The 20,793-nt window shown below is 36.4% G+C and carries 13 protein-coding genes; 1 reads left to right on the top strand and 12 read right to left on the bottom strand.

The genetic code is table 11. The annotated features are described in order from the left end of the window. Positions 1-242: 242 nt before the first annotated feature. The 4 genes from ABJI11_RS03650 to ABJI11_RS03635 all read right to left on the bottom strand — a co-directional run bounded on the left by ABJI11_RS03650 (position 243) and on the right by ABJI11_RS03635 (position 3,343). Complete coding sequence (locus ABJI11_RS03650; protein WP_027065921.1) at positions 243-575, bottom strand: 2Fe-2S iron-sulfur cluster-binding protein; 333 nt, start codon at positions 573-575, stop codon at positions 243-245. A gap of 249 nt (positions 576-824) precedes the next feature. Further along, entirely contained in the window at positions 825-1,883 is a 1,059-nt protein-coding gene (locus tag ABJI11_RS03645) for an NAD(P)/FAD-dependent oxidoreductase (RefSeq protein ID WP_348349510.1), read from the bottom strand. Between the two features lie 72 nt (positions 1,884-1,955). Continuing rightward, positions 1,956-2,198, bottom strand: a complete 243-nt coding sequence (locus ABJI11_RS03640) for a NifU family protein (RefSeq protein ID WP_276493556.1) — start codon at positions 2,196-2,198, stop codon at positions 1,956-1,958. 2 nt (positions 2,199-2,200) lie between these two features. Then, positions 2,201-3,343: an Mrp/NBP35 family ATP-binding protein gene (locus ABJI11_RS03635; RefSeq protein WP_348349508.1), complete on the bottom strand. Its 1,143-nt coding sequence runs from the start codon at positions 3,341-3,343 to the stop codon at positions 2,201-2,203. A 193-nt stretch (positions 3,344-3,536) separates the two neighbouring features. Between ABJI11_RS03635 and ABJI11_RS03630 the strand changes: the two genes are divergently transcribed. Continuing rightward, positions 3,537-5,213, top strand: a complete 1,677-nt coding sequence (locus ABJI11_RS03630) for an amidase (RefSeq protein ID WP_348349506.1) — start codon at positions 3,537-3,539, stop codon at positions 5,211-5,213. A 220-nt stretch (positions 5,214-5,433) separates the two neighbouring features. On the opposite strand, the gene ABJI11_RS03625 is transcribed toward ABJI11_RS03630, so the two are convergent. The 8 genes from ABJI11_RS03625 to ABJI11_RS03590 form a co-directional block, all read right to left on the bottom strand. Continuing rightward, positions 5,434-6,099: an ABC transporter ATP-binding protein gene (locus tag ABJI11_RS03625; RefSeq protein ID WP_348349504.1), complete on the bottom strand. Its 666-nt coding sequence runs from the start codon at positions 6,097-6,099 to the stop codon at positions 5,434-5,436. Between the two features lie 68 nt (positions 6,100-6,167). Continuing rightward, positions 6,168-8,585, bottom strand: a complete 2,418-nt coding sequence (locus tag ABJI11_RS03620) for an FtsX-like permease family protein (RefSeq protein ID WP_348349502.1) — start codon at positions 8,583-8,585, stop codon at positions 6,168-6,170. Between the two features lie 37 nt (positions 8,586-8,622). Beyond that, positions 8,623-10,956: an ABC transporter permease gene (locus ABJI11_RS03615; protein WP_348349500.1), complete on the bottom strand. Its 2,334-nt coding sequence runs from the start codon at positions 10,954-10,956 to the stop codon at positions 8,623-8,625. 242 nt (positions 10,957-11,198) lie between these two features. Then, the gene (locus tag ABJI11_RS03610) at positions 11,199-13,631 is read right to left on the bottom strand and encodes an ABC transporter permease (RefSeq protein WP_348349498.1); all 2,433 of its coding nucleotides are present in this window, start codon (positions 13,629-13,631) and stop codon (positions 11,199-11,201) included. A 152-nt stretch (positions 13,632-13,783) separates the two neighbouring features. Then, complete coding sequence (locus ABJI11_RS03605) at positions 13,784-16,132, bottom strand: ABC transporter permease (RefSeq protein ID WP_348349496.1); 2,349 nt, start codon at positions 16,130-16,132, stop codon at positions 13,784-13,786. 60 nt (positions 16,133-16,192) lie between these two features. Further along, complete coding sequence (locus ABJI11_RS03600) at positions 16,193-18,610, bottom strand: ABC transporter permease (protein ID WP_348349494.1); 2,418 nt, start codon at positions 18,608-18,610, stop codon at positions 16,193-16,195. Between the two features lie 203 nt (positions 18,611-18,813). After that, on the bottom strand, positions 18,814-19,509 hold the full coding sequence (locus tag ABJI11_RS03595; RefSeq protein ID WP_276493544.1) for an ABC transporter ATP-binding protein: 696 nt from the start codon (positions 19,507-19,509) through the stop codon (positions 18,814-18,816). Positions 19,510-19,659: 150 nt separating this feature from the next. Next, positions 19,660-20,793, bottom strand: a 1,134-nt coding sequence (locus ABJI11_RS03590; RefSeq protein WP_348349492.1) for an efflux RND transporter periplasmic adaptor subunit, incomplete at its 5' end; no start/stop codon positions are given.

Below are 20,793 nucleotides of genomic sequence, written 5' to 3'. Positions count from 1 at the left end.
TGGCTGATGGCTGATGGCTGATGGCTGATGGCTGATGGCTGATGGCTGATGGCTGATGGCTGATGGCTGATGGCTGATGGCTGATGGCTGATGGCTGATGGCTGATGGCTGATGGCTGATGGCTGATGGCTGATGGAAAATAAAAATTTATTTTCCATTACAAGGCTATTACTAGCTTTTAAAATCAGTTAAGCAGATTACTTCGTCAATCTTGATTACCTCTTGTTTTCTCGTAATGACGTTTAAAGCTCTTCAGGAGCAAGTTCTACTTCTAGTCCGTCCATATCTTCCGTGATATGTAATTGACAACCTAAACGTGAATTATCTTTTACATTGAAAGCTTCAGATAACATAGCTTCTTCATCATCTCCCATTTCTGGTAACTCCGTATCTGACAATACATAACATTGACATGAAGCACACATAGCCATACCGCCACAAATACCTATGGTTCCTTCTGGCGCCAATTCGTAAGAACGAACCACTTCCATAAGATTCATATTCATATCTGTAGGGGCATCAATTTCGTGTAATACTCCGTCGCGGTCCGTAATTTTAATTTTAATATCGGTCATTATAGAATCTAGTAATTAGGGTTCAGTGAACTAGTTATTTTATTCATTGAATTAGTACGTAAAGCATAGTAGAAATTTCATTTGACTTTTCAATTAGCTCAACTTTTTTCTTATACATATTTGACGCTTCAAGTTTAAAGATTTTTTAGAAATCAAAACTGCTAAATCTTGTGATTTTTATCAAATCTTTAAGTCTTCAAAACGTTGCATCATCATCTTAAGAAAACACTATCAAACCAACACACTACTTTACTCAATCTTCTTCACCACTGCTTTTGGAGCTTCTTTTTTTGTTCCGTCAAAACCGCTTACACCACCTACAGTGGTATATTTCATAACGTATTTTTTATCGGGATGAATTTTTTGAAAGGCGCTTTGGCACATTAGCGTTGCTTCATGAAAACCACAAAGAATCAACTTTAATTTTCCTGGATAGGTATTTACATCACCTATAGCATAAATACCAGGTATGTTTGTTTGGTAGTCGAACGTATCTACTTTAATGGCATTTTTTTCAATCTCCAGCCCCCAATCGCCAATAGGTCCTAATTTTGGAGAAAGTCCAAATAAGGGAATAAAATTATCTACCTCTAAAAGAATCTCTTCCTTAGCATCAGATATTTTTCTGATCAAAACAGATTCTAATTTATCATCACCGTTAAGCGCGATAATTTCTGCCGGTGTTATTAAATTTAGCTTTCCTTGATTTTTTAGCTCTTGAACCTTCTCTACAGAATCCAAAGCTCCTCTAAACTCATTTCGTCTATGTACCAAAGTTACTTGTGATGCCACATCTGCCAAGAAAATACTCCAGTCCAATGCTGAATCGCCACCACCGGCTATGACCACTTTTTTATCACGATACACTTCAGGGTCTTTAATCATGTAAGCAACACCGCTGTCCTCAAATTTGGATAAGTTATCCAGCAATGGCTTACGTGGTTCAAAACTACCTAAACCACCAGCAATGGCAACTACCGGCGCATGATGTTTTGTACCTTTATTTGTGGTCACCACAAATGTCCCATCTTCTAATTTGTCAATAGTCTCAGCACGTTCTCCCAAAGTAAAACCTGGTTGAAAAGATTTGATCTGCTCCATTAAATTATCAACAAGGTCACCAGCCAATACTTCTGGAAAACCAGGAATATCGTAAATGGGTTTTTTAGGATAAATTTCTGAACACTGCCCACCAGCTTGTGGCAAGGCATCGATCAAATGGCATTTAAGTTTTAATAGTCCGGCTTCAAAAACGGCAAAAAGACCCGTAGGTCCTGCGCCAATTATTAATATATCGGTCTTAATCATTAAAGAAATTATTTAAAAGGTGCTTCAAAATTATCAATCTATAGTCTTTAAAATCATGATAATTGTCAGAATTTAAGCTTCTATATTAATGACTTCCTGTATTTGTGGCGCGTATTTTTTGATTGTCATTTCTACACCACTTTTTAAAGTCATTTGGTTAACACTGCAACCAACACATGCCCCTTCTAACCTTACTTTAACAGAAGAATCCCCATCAATAGATATCAATGAAATATCACCACCATCACTTTGTAAAAAAGGTCTTATTTCCTCTAATGCTTTTTCAACATTCAATTTTAGTTCTGCTGATGTCATATCTATTTTTTATTAACCGGCGAACAACCCGCCATTGTTGTAATTTTTATAGCCTCTGTAGGTGGCATTGTCTTATTTCTAGAAACAACTTCACTCACAACCTTCTTTGTCAATTCTTCAAAAGCTTTTTCTACAGGTGTACCTTCTTGCAGGGCTGCCGGTCTACCAACATCACCTGCTTCACGTATACTTTGTACCAATGGCATTTCTCCTAAAAAAGGAACCTGTAAATCTTCTGAAAGGTGTTTAGCGCCCTCTTTACCAAAAATGTAATACTTGTTTTCAGGTAATTCTGCAGGCGTAAAGTAGGCCATATTCTCAACAATTCCCAAAACAGGAACGTTTATGCTGTCTTGCTGAAACATTGCCACTCCTTTTCTAGCATCTGCCAAGGCAACTTCTTGCGGAGTACTTACGACAACCGCTCCAGTTATTGGCAAGGACTGCATGATACTTAAATGAATATCTCCTGTACCCGGTGGCAAATCTATCAACATGAAATCCAACTCGCCCCAGTGTGCATCAAAAATCATCTGGTTCAATGCTTTAGATGCCATTGGTCCTCTCCAAATAACCGCTTGATCTCTTTGTGTAAAAAAACCAATTGACAATAGTTTTACACCATAACTTTCTACCGGCTTCATCTTAGACTTACCATCTACATTTACAGCAAGTGGCTTATCATTTGCAACATCGAACATTATTGGCATGGATGGTCCGTAGATATCGGCATCTAACAAACCTACTTTAAAGCCCATTTTTGCCAAGGTAACCGCCAGGTTTGCCGTAACGGTAGATTTACCTACACCACCTTTACCAGATGCTACCGCGATAACATTGGTTATACCAGGAATAGGTTTCCCCTTTATTTCGTTCGTCTTTGGTTTAGCAGCAGGTGCATCTACCTTTATATTAATTTTAATTTTAGCCTTTTCGTAAACCTCTTTATGTATGATTTTTAAAATCTCTACTTCAGTCTTTTTACGTGCTTGTAAACTTGGGTTAGCTATGGTAATATCTACCTCTACCTCATCTCCAAAAATTTGAATATTGGTCACGGCACCACTCTCTACCATATTTTGCCCTTCACCAGGTACGGTAATGTTCTCTAAAGCTTTTAAGACGTCCTTTTTATCTATCTTCATTATATAAATTCATTCTAAACAACAAAGATAATCCTTAGTTGTTAGATTATGAAGCTAGCGTATTGAAAATGAATATGTCATTATAAACAGAACCTCTTTTTATTAGAAATTCAATTCACATTTTTTTATGATTTACCAAATAACATAGATTTTCTAAAAGACGTACTTTAGAATCTTCTTAAAAACCAACAACATGTACCAACCTACAAAAAGAATACCTTTCTTTTTATTTTTTAGTCTACTTACTATATCAATCATTACATCTTGTTCTAGCTCTAAAAATGAATTTTCTAAAAAAGATGTAAAACGTTCGCAAAAGTTGATTGGGTTAGATTTTGACAAAAAATATATTGATACGCTTTATCCATATTTAAAAAGGAACAAAGAAGGATTTGACTCGCTACGTAAATACACTTTAGACAATGATGTCATCCCTGCGGTTCGTTTTGATCCCTTGCCACTGAATTTTAAACCCAAAGCACAAAACGGTTTTCCAGATTGGACTATTCCAAATGACGTTCAACTACCAAATAAAAAAGCGGACCTTGCTTTCTACACTATTCCTCAACTTGCCTCATTGATCAAGAGCAAAAAAATAAGTTCTGTTGACTTAACTAAGTTCTTTATTGATAGATTAAAAAAGTACAACGACATTTTACAATGTACTATAACCGTTACGGAAGAAATGGCATTGAAACAAGCCAAAGTATTGGACGAAGAACTAGCGGCAGGTAATTACCGTGGTATTCTGCATGGTATTCCTTACGGAGTAAAAGACTTGATGGCCGTTGAAGGATATAAAACAACTTGGGGCGCAGAACCATACCGTGACCAACAAATTGAAATGACCGCAACAGTAGTTGAAAAATTACAGGATGCCGGTGGTGTTCTAGTAGCCAAACTAGTATCTGGTTCTTTGGCACGTGGCGATGTTTGGTTCGATGGAAAAACAAAAAATCCGTGGGATACCAAACAAGGCGCTACAGGATCATCTGCAGGTTCTGGTTCTGCTACCTCAGCAGGATTAGTACCTTTTGCCTTAGGTACCGAAACACTGGGATCCATAACATCGCCCAGTAATAGAAACGGTATTACCGGTCTACGCCCAACTTACGGCAGAGTAAGTAGACACGGAGTAATGAGTTTAAGTTGGTCTATGGACAAGGTAGGACCTATGGCAAGAAGTGCCGAAGATTGTGCCATTGTATACAGTGTTATTGCAGGTAAAGATCCTAAAGACGGCATGACTACCGATTACCCTGACGGATTTGAGCCTACAAAGGATTATAAATCGCTACGTATTGGTTATTTAAAAAAAGACATTGATAAAGATTCTTCTCTTAGTAAAGACAATTTAGAAAAGGTATTAAAAACTTTTAGGGAAATGGGTTTAACACTTAACGAAGTAGAATTACCAAAAGATGTTCCCTATAATAGTTTTGATGTTATTTTAAGAGCCGAGGCAGGTGCTTTTTTTGACGATATGGTTCGTGCCAAAGATGTTGACAAGATGGTAGAACAACACCAGCGCTCTAGAGCAAACTCTTTAAGACAAGCAAGATTTATACCAGCGGTAGAGTATATTCAAGCCAATAGACAACGTCAGGTCTTGATTGAAAAAATGGAATCTATAATGAAAGACTACGATGTTCTGATCTCCCCTACTTTTGGTAACAGACAGTTGATCATTACCAACCTTACCGGTCATCCGGTGATTGCCATACCTACGGGATTGGATAAAGAAAAACATCCTACAAGTGTAACCTTAGTTGGTAATTTGTACGATGAAGCCAGTATACTTTTATTAGCAAAAGCTTTTCAAGACCGCACCGATTTTGATGAGATGCATCCTGAAGGGTATACGGATTAGTGGTTGTTGGTTGTTGGTTGTTAGTTGTTAGTTGTTAGTTGTTAGAAAACTATACTTTTTTAATTAACTCGGAAAACTATCTGTTTTCAAAAGGTTCTCGACACACCCATTATTCAATGAAATAATTGAATGATGCGCACTGGAACTGACATTCGTAAATTACATTAAAACCTATCGCCTCTCGACTGCGCTTGAAATGTCTTTTTATATATTTCAAAAACTAAATCTGTCTGCCGTCTAAAAGATTGATGATTCTTGAACCATACTCCGCATTCTTTTCTGAGTGCGTTACTTGTATAATGGTAACGCCTTCTTCTTCGTTCAATTTCTTAAACAACTGCATGATCTCTTCGCTTTGTTGAGAGTTTAGGTTCCCTGTTGGCTCATCTGCCAATATCAATTTAGGGTTTGCAATTAAAGCTCGTGCCACACCAACCAATTGTTGCTGACCACCACTTAACTGTGTTGGGAACAAATCTTTTTTACCTACAATATTAAACCTATCCAGCATATCTGCTACCAAGGCTTTACGTTCAGAACCCTTTATTTTCTTGTACAATAAAGGCATTTCTAAATTTTCCTCTACCTTTAAATCATCTAACAAGTGATACGACTGAAACACAAAACCTATATATTCTTTATACAGATTAGAGCGGTATTTTTCCTTTAAAGTATGTACGGATTCCTCTAAAAAATCATACTCACCTTCATCAAACGTATCCAGCATGCCTATAACATTTAATAATGTGGACTTCCCTGAACCGGACGGACCCATAATTGAAATGAATTCCCCTTCTTGAACTTCTAAATTAATATCCTTCAACAAGAATATACGTTGACCGCCTTGTTGAACCCATTTGAAAATATTTCTTAATTGTAATAACATCTTTCTTGTAGTGAATTAGTTTGTTAGTGAAATAGGTTGTTAGTGGTTGTTGGTTAAAATCATATTTATTATTCTGTTCTTAAACTTTTTACTGGGTTTGCAGCGGCAGCTTTCATGGTTCTAGCGCCTACCGTCAACAACGCAATTAAACCTGCCAATAGACCTGCACCTATAAAAAACCAAATACTTAATGGCACTCTAAAAGCATAGTCTTGCAACCATTTATCTAAAGCAAAATATGCTATTGGAGTTCCTATGATGAACGCTATGCCAACCAGTTTTAAAAAGTCTTTGGTCAGTAATATGGTTATAGACGCTGTGCTTGCTCCAATTACTTTTCGCACTCCTATTTCTTTTGTTCGTTGGGCAACTACCAATAATGACATCGCAAACAAACCTATACAGCTAAGCACTATACCTAAAACAGAACCTGCCGTTACAATGGTTGCCATCGTTTTTTCTCGCCTAAAAGTTCTATCTATATTCTCATCTAAGAAAGACCCTAAAAACTCAGCATTAGGCTCAATTTTTTGCCATGTATTTTTGATTGCATCGAAAGATTTTGCCATATCTGTAGGTGCCACTTTTACGTAAGCGTAATACAACTCGTAATCTCTATCTAGAAAAAAGGTTAATGGCTCTATACTTTTACTAATATCTTGATGATTGAAATCTTTTAATACTCCGATGACATTATACGCTACAGAATCTTCATCAAAATATACTCTTGTCGCTAACGGGTTTTCTTTTTCATTCAACTCTCTCACCATTGCTTCGTTAATAACCATGCTTAAGCTATCTGCACTATATTCTTTACTGAACATACGACCTTCTATGAGCTGTAAATCTAAGGTTTTTGCATAGTCATAATCTACCGTAAGCACATTACTATGTACAACCCTACCCTTATATTCAAAACCCAAAACACTACTTGAGATACTGCCGTCTTTACCACGCCCTAAATTATTATCTGATCCACTAACGCCTAAAATATTACCATTACCCTGCAGCTCATTTCGTAGAAGTTCTACCACGCGATAGCTATCTTTCTTTCCGTTTAAGGGTATCGATATGACTTGTTCTTTATTAAATCCAAGATTTTTATTTCTCATAAATTGAATTTGACCTTGAAAAACCAAAGTGCCCGTTATCAATACAATTGCAATTACAAATTGCACAACAATCAAAGCATTTCTAACTCCGTTTTTACCCAACTCCCATTTACCCTTTAATGCCTTTAATGTATTCAATTTACTAAGTAATAAAGAAGGATATCCGCCTGTAACCAAAGTCACCAATAAAACACCTACCAAAAAACTACCAAGAATTGTTGGAGTCATTAAGTTTGCAAAAGTTGCATCTGTGTTAAACAAGGTCTTATATGGATTTATAAGCAAATTAGATAGTACCAACGCTAGAACAATTGATATTGCAAATACCAGTAGACTTTCTAACCAAAATTGACTGAAAAGTTGCCCTTTTACAGCACCTAATGTTTTTCTCATGCCTATTTCTTTCAAACGTTTTTCGCCTAAAGCAATATTCATGTTGACAAAATTGGCACAGGCTATGAAAATGATTAAAAATGCAATACCCAAAATCATATACGGAAAGGTTTTTTTTATCTGCAATATGCCCGAATTAATGTTCGCAAAACGTTTGTCGGTATACGACAACAAACCTAGTTGAGCATAATTACCATTAACATCTGGCTGTGCGCCATCGCGTTTCATATTATTTATTTGCTCTTCTTCGTGCAATAATGTAAAGTTTACTGTATTTCTTTCAAACTGAGATTTAGAAATTCCCTCTTCCAATTGAATATATACCGGGTGATTTCTCGCACCCCAAACATCTATATTCTCTTCATATTCCCAATGACTACTAAAAGGGATGGCGATATCAAAACTAACACTACTATTATCTGGTATACTTTTTAGAATGCTTGAAACCGTAAATGGTTTTTCTTCTTTACCTATGAGGACTTTCACCGTTTTACCTATAGCATCTGTAGTACCAAATAACTTTTTAGATGCCTCTTCTGTAAGTGTTATTGAGTTTTGATCTTGTATGGGTTTATTATTATCGCCCGCCAGTGTTGGATAACTAAAAATGGAAAAAAAATCTGTGTCTACATATTCGGCATCTAAATTAAAATCGTTCACGCCATATGACACCAAGACAGTTTCACTCAATGCTCTAGCAACATATTTTACACCTGGAACTTCTTGTTTTAATGCCGGAGCAAAAGGCACAGGGTTGGCAGTAGAAATATCTGGACCTTTTGGTGTCTGGTTTGAGTAATACACTTGATAGGTAGATGCCTTATTTACATGAAATTGATCATAAGACAACTCAAATAAAGCTGTCATGGTCAACAACAACGCCACCGCAAATGCTAAGGTAAGCCCAACAATATTTGCAGCAGTAAATACCCTATTCTTAAATAAGTTTCGCCAAGCGATTTTTATATAATTCTTAAACATGATTTGATTTTATAATGATTGATTGATGACTTTTATATTATTCTGTTCGTAAACTTTTTACAGGGTTTGCCCTTGCTGCTTTAATAGCTTGAATACCTAATGTAAATGCCGTTATGCAAAATGCAATACAACCGGCTAAGGCAAACATCCAAAATTGTAATGAAATACTATAGGCAAAACCACCCAGCCACGCACTCATCATATACCAAGCTACCGGGAATGCAATTATTGCCCCAATGCCTACTAGAATCATATAATCTCTTGAAAGCAACACTACTATTTTTAATACACTGGCACCTAAAACTTTACGGATACCAATTTCTTTTATTCTTCTTTTTGCCATAAAAGATATTAGACCGAACATACCTAAGCATGATATGAATATGGTTAGTAATGCCACAACGTTTACTGTTTTTAGCATACCGTCCATTAAACGATACTGACCGCTTACCTTATCACTAAGATTACTTTGTGCATATTTTTTTCTGGAGTCTATTTTAGAAAAAGCACTTGTAATCATATCCCCAACTTCTTTTTGTTTACCCTCTACTACCCTAACGGAGAGATAGCGATGTTTTTCCAAATCGTTTTCTCTTCTATAATAATGCACTAACGGTTCAACAGCATTTTGCAAGTCTTGGTAATGAAAGTCTTCCATTACACCCACTACTGGATTACCTACAAAATTGTCATTCTTAAATTTTAAACGTTTTCCTTCTATAGTTGACCAACCAAATGCTTTCATTGCACTACGATTGATAATAACAGGTCTCTCGTCACTATTATCCATTTCCTCATTAAAATTTCTACCTTTTACAATAGGTATTTTTAAAGTACTTAAATAACCTGCATCGGTAAATGAACGACGAAGACGTACATCTATATCTGTATCTGCATCATAATATCTGGTGTAATTAAAGTAGTAATCTGATGGAACGGCCTGACTAGTAGTTACATTAGTTACATACGGATTAGCCTCTAGTTCATTTAAAAGCGCTCTAAAACTAGAATTGGCAGCGTCTAAATCTTTAAAATCAAGATCAATATTACCAACAATAACATGTTCTCTATCAAAACCTAAATCAGCCTTTTTCATAAAACCGATTTGACTATTCAGAATAATAGCGATACAAATAAAGAGAATAGCTATTGCAAACTGAAAAATGATGAATGTATTTCTTAAAATAAAACTTCCTTTAGCACTATCCAGTTTCCCTTTTATCCCTTGTGAAACCGGTAAGGATATAAATCGTAATGTGGGTAATATACCAACAACCAGAGTCACCAGTACACCTAATAATATAGCTCCAAAAATTACGGGATAATCATTTGTAAAACTAAAATTAATCTTACCAAAATCGGCTCCGAAAATATCGTTCATTTTAGGTAGTAAGAAGCCAAAAAATAGTCCGCCAGAAATCAATATTGATAGTAATACCAAAATTCCGTTTTCTAAACAAAACTGTACAATCACTCCTTTTTTACTACCACCTAAAATTTTGCGTACCGCAATATCCTTAGTTCTACGGTACATAGTAGAGGTGTTCAAGTTCAACAGATTTACAAGTACAAGAAGTAATACAAAAAACGATGTAGCTATATTTCCCATAATAATAATCTCCACTACTGGTATAGAATCAACACGGACCTTAGTATGCGGTACCAATTCCATTCGTGAAATTACCGTAGGGTCTTCGTAATTTTCTTTTACCAATTGACCTACACGACTTTCAAACTGCTGAAGGTCAGCATCTGCTCGAAGTTTTATAAATACAGGTGAAAAACTATTGTCCCAATTGTTTTGATTCTTAAAACCTACATTATCCTTTAATATGGTATTCGGCATTAAAACATCTAGTCTAAATGAAGAGTAAGGGCTAATTGGTTCTAACACCCCTGTAATCGTCAAATTCAAAGTATCTGCCGCAATCAAACTCTTACCAACAGGATTCTCCTCACCAAATAATTGCTTGCTTACCTTATCTGTTAAGACAATTGAATATTTATCACGTAAAGCACTACTATGATTTCCATATTTTAAAGGCAGTTCAAAAACATCAAAAAATTCTGGATCGGCATATGTGCTTGTTTTTTGAAATTCATTATCACCAAGTTCTAACCAGATATTGCCCCAACCATGTAAATGCGTACCTGCCACTACTTCTGGAGAGGTACTTTTTATTTTATCCAATAATGGATAGACTGCTTCATTGTAATCATTACCATCTACCAAATGTGTCTTGAGATAGTAAATTTGATCCTGATGCGGAATCATATCATCTGCCACATAATAGGCATATACCGAAAACATAAGTGTTAATACACCACCAATACCAATGCTTAATCCTAAAAGATTTAATGATGAAAGCATCCTATTTTTCCAGAGATTCCGAAAAGATAGTTTTAAGTGGTTTTTTAACATGATTATTCGTTTTTTGATTGATGACGCAAAACATAAAACTAATTCCGTGCCAATATTCTAATCGTTTTAATATCAATTGATTACAACAAAAACCAACTGTTAGAGTGTAAAATATTTTGACAAAAGCTGTACAATATATTTACATAGACTTCTATTGCTTTACATTGTTACCTACATAAGGTTACGCCAATTCAATCTGACCGTAAACTCTTTACAGGATTTACAATTGCCGCTTTTATACTTTGATAACTAACCGTTATAACAGCCACTACAATTGCCAAGACCGCTGCGAGTATAAAAATCCCAACACCTATCTCTATTCTGTATGAGAAATCTTCAAGCCATTTATTCATGACAAACCAGCCTATGGGCAAAGAAATCAATATGGCTACGCCTACCAATTTTAGGAAATCTACCGTAAGTCTATATGATATCTGACTTACAGTAGCTCCCAACACTTTTCTAACACCGATTTCTTTTGTTCGTTTTTCGGCATTAAAGGCAGCTAATCCAAATAATCCCAAACAAGCAATAAAAATGGACAGCATAGTAAAAATGAAAAATATCTGACTCAGTTTTTGTTCGGCTTCGTAGGTGGTATTAAAAGCTTCGTCCATAAAACGATAATCAAAAGGTTGACCTGGCGCCATGGTGTTCCACGTATTTTCTATCACAGCAATATTATTGGCATAATTTCCACCGCTCATTCTTACCGCCATGTTTTGTGCATTTGAATTTAAATGCATTCCCAAAGCGCCTATATTCGTTCTTAACGTTCTATAATGAAAGTCTTTGACCACCCCAATTATGGTATAGTACGAAGGATTTTCTTGATCTATTTCTTCGGATATTCGCATTCCTAAAACTTCCTCTCCCGTAAGGTTTAAAATAGGTAGCGTAGCTTCATTGACTATTATAGCTGTGGAATCCGATGCATAGGCTGGATTAAAATCACGACCGGCAACCAATTCCATTTCCATAGTTTTTAGATAATCGGTATCTACATCCCACTCTTGCATTTGAATGGCACTTTCTTGATCTCTAGAACCTTCTTCAAAGAACGAAGTGTCTGATCGCCATGATGGCGTTGGATAATAATTGCTCAATGTAGCACTCTCTACAAAACCCATATTCGCAATCTGTTCTTTAAACGCCTTCGTCTTGGATCCTAATGCACCCATTTCATTTATTAGCAATACTTTATCCTTGGTGAAGCCCAAATCTTTGTTCTGTATGTAATTTAATTGCTGAAAAACCACCAAAGTACTGATGATAAGAAATACCGAAATTGAAAATTGAAAAATTACCAAGGCATTACGTACCCTACCATTGCCCACACTTTCAGAACTATTACCTTTTAAGGTTTTAACAGGCGTAAACCTCGACATAAAAAATGCAGGATAGCTACCCGACAATAACCCTAGTAACATAGTTCCTCCCAATAATGCTAACCAAAATAAAGGCTGAGCAAAAGGAATTTCAATTGATTTGCCTGTAAAACTATTGAAAAACGGTAATGCTACCAGTGTAATCAATAGTGCCGCCAGTAAGGACACAAAGGCAATTAATCCTGATTCGGTTAAAAATTGAAAGATCAAATTCAATTTATTTGAGCCCAAGGTTTTACGTACACCAACTTCTTTGGCTCTCTTTAACGAATGTGCCGTAGACAAGTTCATAAAGTTTACACTTGCCAAAATAATCAAGAACAATCCAATAAATGATAAAATGTAAATATTCTGAATACTGCTCGTTGCACTCATTTCCGAGCTTTTATCTGAATGCAAATGAATATCGGTCAAAGGCATGGTATGGTACCGAATGTAGTTACCAGATGCCGCAAACGACTCTGCCGTCATACCCGGAAAATACTTTTGTGACCATGGTAACATATACCTTTCTAACATCTCTTGTAAGGGCTCTTGAAAATCTTCAACCTTGGCTCCCGGAATTAACTTTATAAATGTAAAATAGTTATTACCGCCCCAATTATCTTCTCTAGATGCTACATTGCCTGCCATTGCCAAAAACACACTATAGTCATTGAAATAAGAATTTTTGGGCATGTCTTCTATGACACCGGTTACCGTATAGATATCGGTATTGTCCAACAATAAATTTTGTCCTATAACATCTGTAGAACCAAAATGTTTTTCTGCTGCCGTTTTGGTAAGCACCAAAGACTTGGTACCTGTTAATGCTGTTTTGGCATCACCCGCAAGTAAGTCTATCCCAAAGAATTCAAAAACAGTGGAATCAGCATAGGTGATATGGCTTTCTTTAGCACTTCTGTTTCCTCCAACTTTCTTTACATAAGCACTTCCAATTGTTCTAAAACGCACTGAAGCTTCTACCTGCGGATAGTCTCTTTTTAAAGTTTCCGCCATTGGCGCGGCAGATTCTCCTGCCTTAATTTCCGCTCCGCCAAATTTGATATCAGAATCTATACGATAAATTCTATCTGCATTGGCAAACATTTTATCATAACTAAGCTCATCATAGATATATAACGATATAATTAATGCCCCAGCCATACCAATGGCTAGACCAAATGTGTTTAGAAAAGTGAAAAAGGCTTGCTTTTTTAAGCTCCTCCAAGCGATTTTTAGATAGTTTTTAAACATGGTTCTCGTTTTTTGATGCTTGATTACGGAATATCAAATTCTATTTCTATGCCAAGAATACAAGGTATTGATTTTCAAATATTTATGTAAATTCATAAAATATTAAGTGTCAAATATTTAGACAGATTATGTCCAATATATTTACAAAGCCACTACTCCGTTCTTAGACTTTTTACCGGGTTAACCCTTGCTGCATTAATAGCTTGAAAACTAATGGTCAATAAGGCTATCACAATAGCTACTGCCGCAGCAATGATAAATGCCCATGCACTAATTGTTGTGCGGTAGGCAAAACCTTCTAACCAATTCTGCATTATCAACCATGCAATAGGTATCGCAATAATTATTGCCAAGAATACCAATTGCATAAAATCTTTGGATAATAAGCCCACAATACCCGCTATACTTGAACCTAGAACCTTTCGTACGCCAATTTCCTTTCTACGCTGATCTGCTGTAAAAGCTGATAATCCGAACAACCCTAAGCAAGAAATTAAAATAGCCAGCAATGCGAAAACTTGAGAGAGATTTCCTATCAGCTTCTCACTTTTAAATTTGGCATCATATGTGTCATCTACAAATTCATATTCAAAAGGAAATGCAGGATTAAATTTGTTTAATGCTGTTTCCATAGTAGCCAATGCCGCCGTTGTTGCTACGCCAGATTTTGTTTTTACATACATAAAACGCCCTTGGCTTGGGTCATTAAAAAATATGACAGGGTCACTAGAGCCATACATATCACCATAGACATAATCTTTTACTACGCCAATTACCGGGTAATCCTCTTCAATAGTTTTACCAATTGCACTACCGCTACCCATTAATTTTGCGAACGATTCACTTACAATTATATTAACACTGTCTTGAGCGGGATTGTTACTAAACCCTCGCCCTTCAATAATCTCCAAACCAGCGGTATTAAAAAAATCTGCCGTAATATCTCTTACCGAAACCAATACATCTTCTGTATCTACACCGCCTTGCCAGCTTAACCCAGATGTATTATTTCCACCGGATAAAATATCAGAATTTATGAGTCCGATACTTTCTATCATCCCCGAAGCTTTCATTTCTTCCTCAATAGGAGCGAAATTTTTTATCATGTCTCCGGTAACGGGAATCTTCACCAGATTTTCCTTATTATAACCCAAATCTCGTTTTTTAACATGTTGTACCTGTTGGTAAACGATAATGGTACATATAATAAATACGATAGATACTACGAACTGCGTAGCTACCAATCCTTTTCTTATAAATGATGCGCTGCCTTTTGCCCTTCTTGCCCCTTTTAATACATCAACAGGTTTAAAAGAAGACAAATAAAACGCAGGATACCAACCCGCAATAATACCACATAGCAATGTAATGCCAACCAAGGTCAACATATGAGTAAGGTTGAACAAACTAAAATCTAGCTGTTTATCTATCATCATATTAAACTGTGGCACCAACAATTTTAACAACAGCACACTAAGTACAGCAGATAATGTTGCCGTGATGATAGCTTCTGCCATAAACTGAGATATTAAACCTTTTCTTCCTGAGCCCAATACCTTACGTACACCTACCTCATTTGCTCTTTTTTCACTTCTAGCTGTAGCCAAGTTCATAAAGTTGATACAGGCAATCAATAAAATAATGATGGCTATTAGGCTGAACAGTCTTACATACGTTATTTGCCCTCCTATATTTTTACCTCCTTCAAAAGCCGACCTTAAATGCCAGTCTTTCATAGAAAATAAAAAGGCTATGGTTTCGTCATCTTCCGTTTTCATAGGAAGTATTGCCTTTACCTTATTATTGACAACATCAAAATTTGCCTCTGGGGAGAGCTCTACAAAAGTGTCGGAAAAATTTGCACCATATTCTTTCACCCATTCATTATCTTTTGCAAAGCGTTCAAAAGGAACAACCCAATCAAAACTATAGGTTACATTCTGTGGCAAATCTTCATAAACTCCTGAAACGGTATAACTTGTTTCGTTATTTATTTTAATTACTTTGTTAATAGCAGCAGTATTTTTACCAAATAATTGGGTAGCCGTTTCCTGTGAGATGACCATGGCATCCACATCTTTAAAAGCGGTTTCTAAATTGCCTTCTACAAATGAGAGACTAAACATGCTTAAAAAGTCTGGATCTGCGTATCGCCCAAATTTATTAATAGAAGTTTCTCCTACTTGAAATAAAAAATCTTCACCTTTTGTTCTTGCAGACCCAACTATTCCTGGTACTTCATCTTTTAAAACTTCTGCTAACGGACCGGGAGTAGCTTGAAAAAATGTACGCCACTCGCCTTCATATTGTTGATTTGTTGGTACATAATACACAACATCTTGCTTCTCAAAATTGGTATCATAACCAACCTCATCTTCTACCCAAAGTAAAATCATTGCCGCACAAGTAATACCTATTGCGAGACCAAAAATATTCAACATGCTGTACCCCTTGTTTTTCCAAAGGTTTCTCCAAGCTATTTTTATATAGTTCTTAATCATGATTCTCGTTTTTTCCTCCCCCTAGCCCCCTCCAAAAGAAGGGGAATGGTTTGGTGATTTTTATTCTTTTCGTAAGCTTTTTAAAGGCTGTATTAAAGCTGCATTCACAGATTGGTAGCTTATGGTTACAATAGCAATGATCAATGCAATTAAACCCGCCATAAAAAATATGCTCCAACTAATGGTAATATGGTATGCAAAATCTTCTAACCAACGGCTCATCATATACCACCCTATAGGAATTGCTATTACAATGGATAGTAAAATAAGCTTCATAAAATCTAATGTGAGCAATTGATAAATACTCTTGAACGGCGCCCCTAACACTAGCCTGATGCTGATTTCCTTTTTGCGTTGTTCTACCATAAAAGCGGACAATGCAAATAAGCCTAAGCATGCTACCAGTATAGCAAATAGCGCAAAACTGTTGAATATTTTACCCATACGTTCTACATCATCATGCATACTACTAAACTCTTGGTCCAAAAAGCTATAATTGATAGACTGACTAGGAACATTGCTACCCCAAACCGATGCTATAGAAGCTAAAGCCTCATTCACATTACCCTTCTCCAATTTAAGAGATATAGCACCTAAATCTTTACCTATTACCAATGACAGTGATGAAATATCTTCTTTTAAGGACTTAAAATGAAAATCATCCACCACCCCGATTATCGTAAATAATTGACCATTATTATTGATTTCTTTACCAATGGCATTCTCCAAGCCCAACTCTCTTTGCATATTGGCATTTATGATAATGCTACTTAAAGAATCTGACGCAAATTGCTTAGAGAAATCCCTGCCCGATTTTACGGTAATACCCAAGGTTTCAATATAATCGTAATCTACTCTCCAAATTTGCGCAGGTATGCCCCTACCTTCATTACCTTCATCTTTTCTTCTAAAAGTATTTCCATTTCTACTACCGCCATCTACCGGTACATAATTTGTAATTGTTGCCGATTTAATTTGTGGTAACTGCAGTAATTGTTCTTTAAAATTTTCGGCACTAGTACCCAAAACACCTGTTCCTTCAAGGATAACTACTTGTTCTTTATCATAGCCCAATTCTTTTTGGAGAATAAAGTCCATCTGCTGATAAATAATCAATGTTGCAATAATTAAGATCACAGATGTGGTGAATTGAAAAATAACGAGTCCGCTTCTTAATTTTCCACTTTTACTACCAATGCTCAAACTTCCTTTTAAAACGTTCACCGGTTTAAAAGCCGATAAATAAAACGCCGGATACAGCCCTGTCAAAGCACCTACTAAAACTGAAGCAACTAATATTATTGGAGCAAACCACCAAGCAGACCAAGGCATTTCAATAGATTTTGATGCAATGGAGTTGAAAGATGGTAATAGTGCCCACGCTAATACAACGCCAAGAATAAAAGATATAAAACTGAATACCATTGACTCTGTCATGAACTGAGCTACCAAATTGCCTTTATAAGCCCCAATTGTTTTTCTCAACCCTACCTCTTTAGCTCTATTGGCAGATTTTGCGGTAGAAAGATTTATAAAATTGATCACCGCCAACAGCAATACAAAACCGGCAATTGCCGCGAAAAGCCAAACAAAACGAATATCGCCATGCTTTAGTCCGTCTGCCATTTTTAGGTCTGAATACAAATGAATATCGGTAATTGGCTGAAGTTTATACTCCATGGTTCTAAGCACATCTATAAAATCTGGCGCACGCCCGCGCTCTCTTTGTGCTGGAATGATATATTTTTCAACTATGGAAACCATCTTTTGCTCCAATTGCTGAATATCAGTATTGGGATCTACTAAAACATAGGTGAAATAATTCTGATTGGTCCAACTGGCATTGGTATCTTCAATAGGAAGTAGAAAATCATATGATAAATGAGAATTTTTCGATGCATCTTTCATGACACCTGTTACGGTATACGGAGTACTGGCATCATTATCTAAAATAATGGTTTCGCCCAAAATGGTTGCCCCTTTAAAATACTTTGCCGCCTTTGATTCTGAAATCACAATGGATTTAGGATTCACTAACGCCGTTGCCGTATTGCCTTGTATTAATTCCACTTCCAGAATCTCAAACGCTTCTTGGTCCGCCAACAGAAAGCCATCTTCTAAATTGTTTTTTGATGCGCCGTCCAATCTAATACCACGTTTACCTGCTCCAAAAATTCCGGTACTATTTACTTTTCCTGCTTTAAGAATTTCAGGGAAATCATTTTGTAGGGCATCGGCAAATGGTAACTGAAAATGTGTGCTTTTCATCACCTCTCCCTTATACATACCTTGCAGCACAACCCTAAATAACTGCCCTTTTTTGCTATAATGTTGGTCATAACCTATCTCACTACCAATGAACAATGCTATTAAAAGACAAGCTGCTATGCCCATGGCAAAACCACCAATTTTTATAGCAGCGAACAACTTATCTTTTTTTATACTTCTCCAAGCAATTTTAAGATGGTTTCTGAACATGATTTTTTGATTTAATCCTCCCCGTAGCTCCCTCCAGAGGAGGGAGAATGGTTTGGTGATTGATTGATGGTACTCTATTATCCGTGATTAAGGGATACGTTTGGTTTTTTGGTTGATTATTCCTTAGCTCCTCTTAACGAACAGAGCTAATAATTGATTGATGAATAAACTCTTTTTCAACCCCCTTCGGGAGCCTGAGGGATCTACATCATAGCCCCTATTGCCCTGTTTTGACTTTCAGTTACTATTTGACCATCAAATAGATTAACTACTCTATGTGCATAATGCGAATCTCTATCTGAGTGCGTTACCATAACTATGGTGGTTCCCTCTTGGTTTAATTCGGTCAATAGGTTCATTACCTCTATCCCATTTTTAGAATCTAGATTACCCGTTGGCTCATCGGCTAATATTAATTTTGGGTTGGTTACTACCGCTCTAGATATTGCCACACGCTGTTGTTGACCACCTGATAATTGCTGTGGAAAATGCTTTTCCCTATGCGCTATTTTCATACGCTCAAGCACTTTCATAACTTTTTCTTTGCGCTCTGCCTTACCCATTTTCAAATAGATCAGTGGCAGCTCTACATTTTCGAAAACCGTAAGCTCATCAATGAGGTTAAAACTTTGAAATACGAAACCTAAATTTCCTTTACGCAGCTGTGTTCTTTCGCTTTCTTTTAAACCACCAACTTCGTTACCCGCAAAATTGTAACTACCATCAGTTGGGTTGTCTAGCATACCTATAATATTCAATAAAGTAGATTTACCACAGCCAGACGGACCCATTATTGCCACAAACTCGCCGTCTTCTACTTTTAAATTGACACTGTTCAATGCCAAGGTTTCTACTTCTTCTGTTCTAAAACTCTTTTTAAGGTCTGTAATGGTGATCATTTTCCTTTGTTTTTGATTGTTATAATGACATTGAGTTTCCCCAAATGTGACAGTTTAATATATTTTAATACTATTCTTTCGTCCTTTTCACACTTCGGCTACGCTCAGGGTTCGAAACTGAACTTTAAAGTTAGCTGAGCGGGGCCGAAGCTATTTCAACACTATTCTTTCGGCTTCCCCAAAATTATCATAGTTACTGGTTATTACTTTTTCACCAGGCTCCAAGCCTTCCAATACTTCATAGTATCTTGAATTTTGTTTCCCTATTCTAATGTTTCTTTTAATAGCTTCTCCTCCATCAGCATTTACTACAAATATCCATTGCCCACCGGTGCTTTGAAAAAAGCTTCCTTTTGGTAATAAAAGTGCATCGTTAGACTCTCCCAATTGCAGTTTAATATTGTAGCTCTGTCCTGAACGAATGGTCTCTGGCTTGTTATCTGTAAATACTAAATCTACTTTAAACCTACCGTTTCTAACTTCTGGATATACTTTTCTTAATCGTAATGGAAATTCGGTACCGTTACGCTCTAAAACCGCTACTAAATCTCTTTTAACCCTATCAATATAGTGTTCATCAATTTCAGCTTCAATCTTATAATCCGTCAACACATTTACCTGACCAATACGTTGCCCTTGCGATATGCTTTGCCCAATTTCTGCATCTAGAAATCCTAACTGACCATCTGCAGGCGCTCGTACATTTAGGTGGTCTAGCCTTTGGTACACCATGCCCAATGTTTTTTGCATACGCGCCAAATCAGTATCAAGCCCTCTTAATGAAGTTTCTCTTAACTCATCATCTTGTTCTGTCTGTAACTTTACAATTTCGTGTTGTTTTTGAGATAATTCATAGTTCTCTTTTGATAATTGATAAGCCTCTCTAGATATTAATTCCTCATCGAACAAAGCTTTGTTTTGCTCGTAATTTCTTTTTAATCGTTGTAAATCTGTACTTACTGTCGCCAACGATCTTCTGCCTTCTACCTGTCTTGAATCAAAACTTAATTTGGTAGAACGCAAGTCGTTCTGCTTTAAAGCCAAGTTACTTTCGCTAGCTAAAATTTGTTCGTACAAATTCATATTTTCAAGCTTCAAAATAATGTCGCCTTTCTTTACCATTGCCCCTTCTTCAATCAACTTTTCACTTACTCGACCACCTTCATAGGCATCCATATAAATGGTAGCTATTGGTGCTACATTTCCGTTTATGGTAATGTAATCATCAAATTTACCTGCAGTAACCTCTGCTACCGAAAGCTTATCCTTCTCTGTTCTAAAGGT

The sequence above is a fragment of the Maribacter sp. genome, assembly GCF_039968975.1.
Lineage (GTDB): Bacteria > Bacteroidota > Bacteroidia > Flavobacteriales > Flavobacteriaceae > Maribacter.
The sequence above is the reverse complement of the archived record's forward strand: the minus strand, read 5'-3'. Positions and strand labels throughout refer to the sequence as shown.

Bases quoted from the DNA above. Each gene is read 5' to 3' on its own strand.
- ABJI11_RS03625 (WP_348349504.1), bottom strand. From the start codon at position 6,099: ATGTTATTACAATTAAGAAATATTTTCAAATGGGTTCAACAAGGCGGT.
- ABJI11_RS03605 (WP_348349496.1), bottom strand. From the start codon at position 16,132: ATGATTAAGAACTATATAAAAATAGCTTGGAGAAACCTTTGGAAAAAC.
- ABJI11_RS03610 (WP_348349498.1), bottom strand. From the start codon at position 13,631: ATGTTTAAAAACTATCTAAAAATCGCTTGGAGGAGCTTAAAAAAGCAA.
- ABJI11_RS03595 (WP_276493544.1), bottom strand. From the start codon at position 19,509: ATGATCACCATTACAGACCTTAAAAAGAGTTTTAGAACAGAAGAAGTA.
- ABJI11_RS03635 (WP_348349508.1), bottom strand. From the start codon at position 3,343: ATGAAGATAGATAAAAAGGACGTCTTAAAAGCTTTAGAGAACATTACC.
- ABJI11_RS03620 (WP_348349502.1), bottom strand. From the start codon at position 8,585: ATGTTTAAGAATTATATAAAAATCGCTTGGCGAAACTTATTTAAGAAT.
- ABJI11_RS03640 (WP_276493556.1), bottom strand. From the start codon at position 2,198: ATGACATCAGCAGAACTAAAATTGAATGTTGAAAAAGCATTAGAGGAA.
- ABJI11_RS03645 (WP_348349510.1), bottom strand. From the start codon at position 1,883: ATGATTAAGACCGATATATTAATAATTGGCGCAGGACCTACGGGTCTT.
- ABJI11_RS03600 (WP_348349494.1), bottom strand. From the start codon at position 18,610: ATGTTCAGAAACCATCTTAAAATTGCTTGGAGAAGTATAAAAAAAGAT.
- ABJI11_RS03650 (WP_027065921.1), bottom strand. From the start codon at position 575: ATGACCGATATTAAAATTAAAATTACGGACCGCGACGGAGTATTACAC.
- ABJI11_RS03615 (WP_348349500.1), bottom strand. From the start codon at position 10,956: ATGCTTTCATCATTAAATCTTTTAGGATTAAGCATTGGTATTGGTGGT.
- ABJI11_RS03630 (WP_348349506.1), top strand. From the start codon at position 3,537: ATGTACCAACCTACAAAAAGAATACCTTTCTTTTTATTTTTTAGTCTA.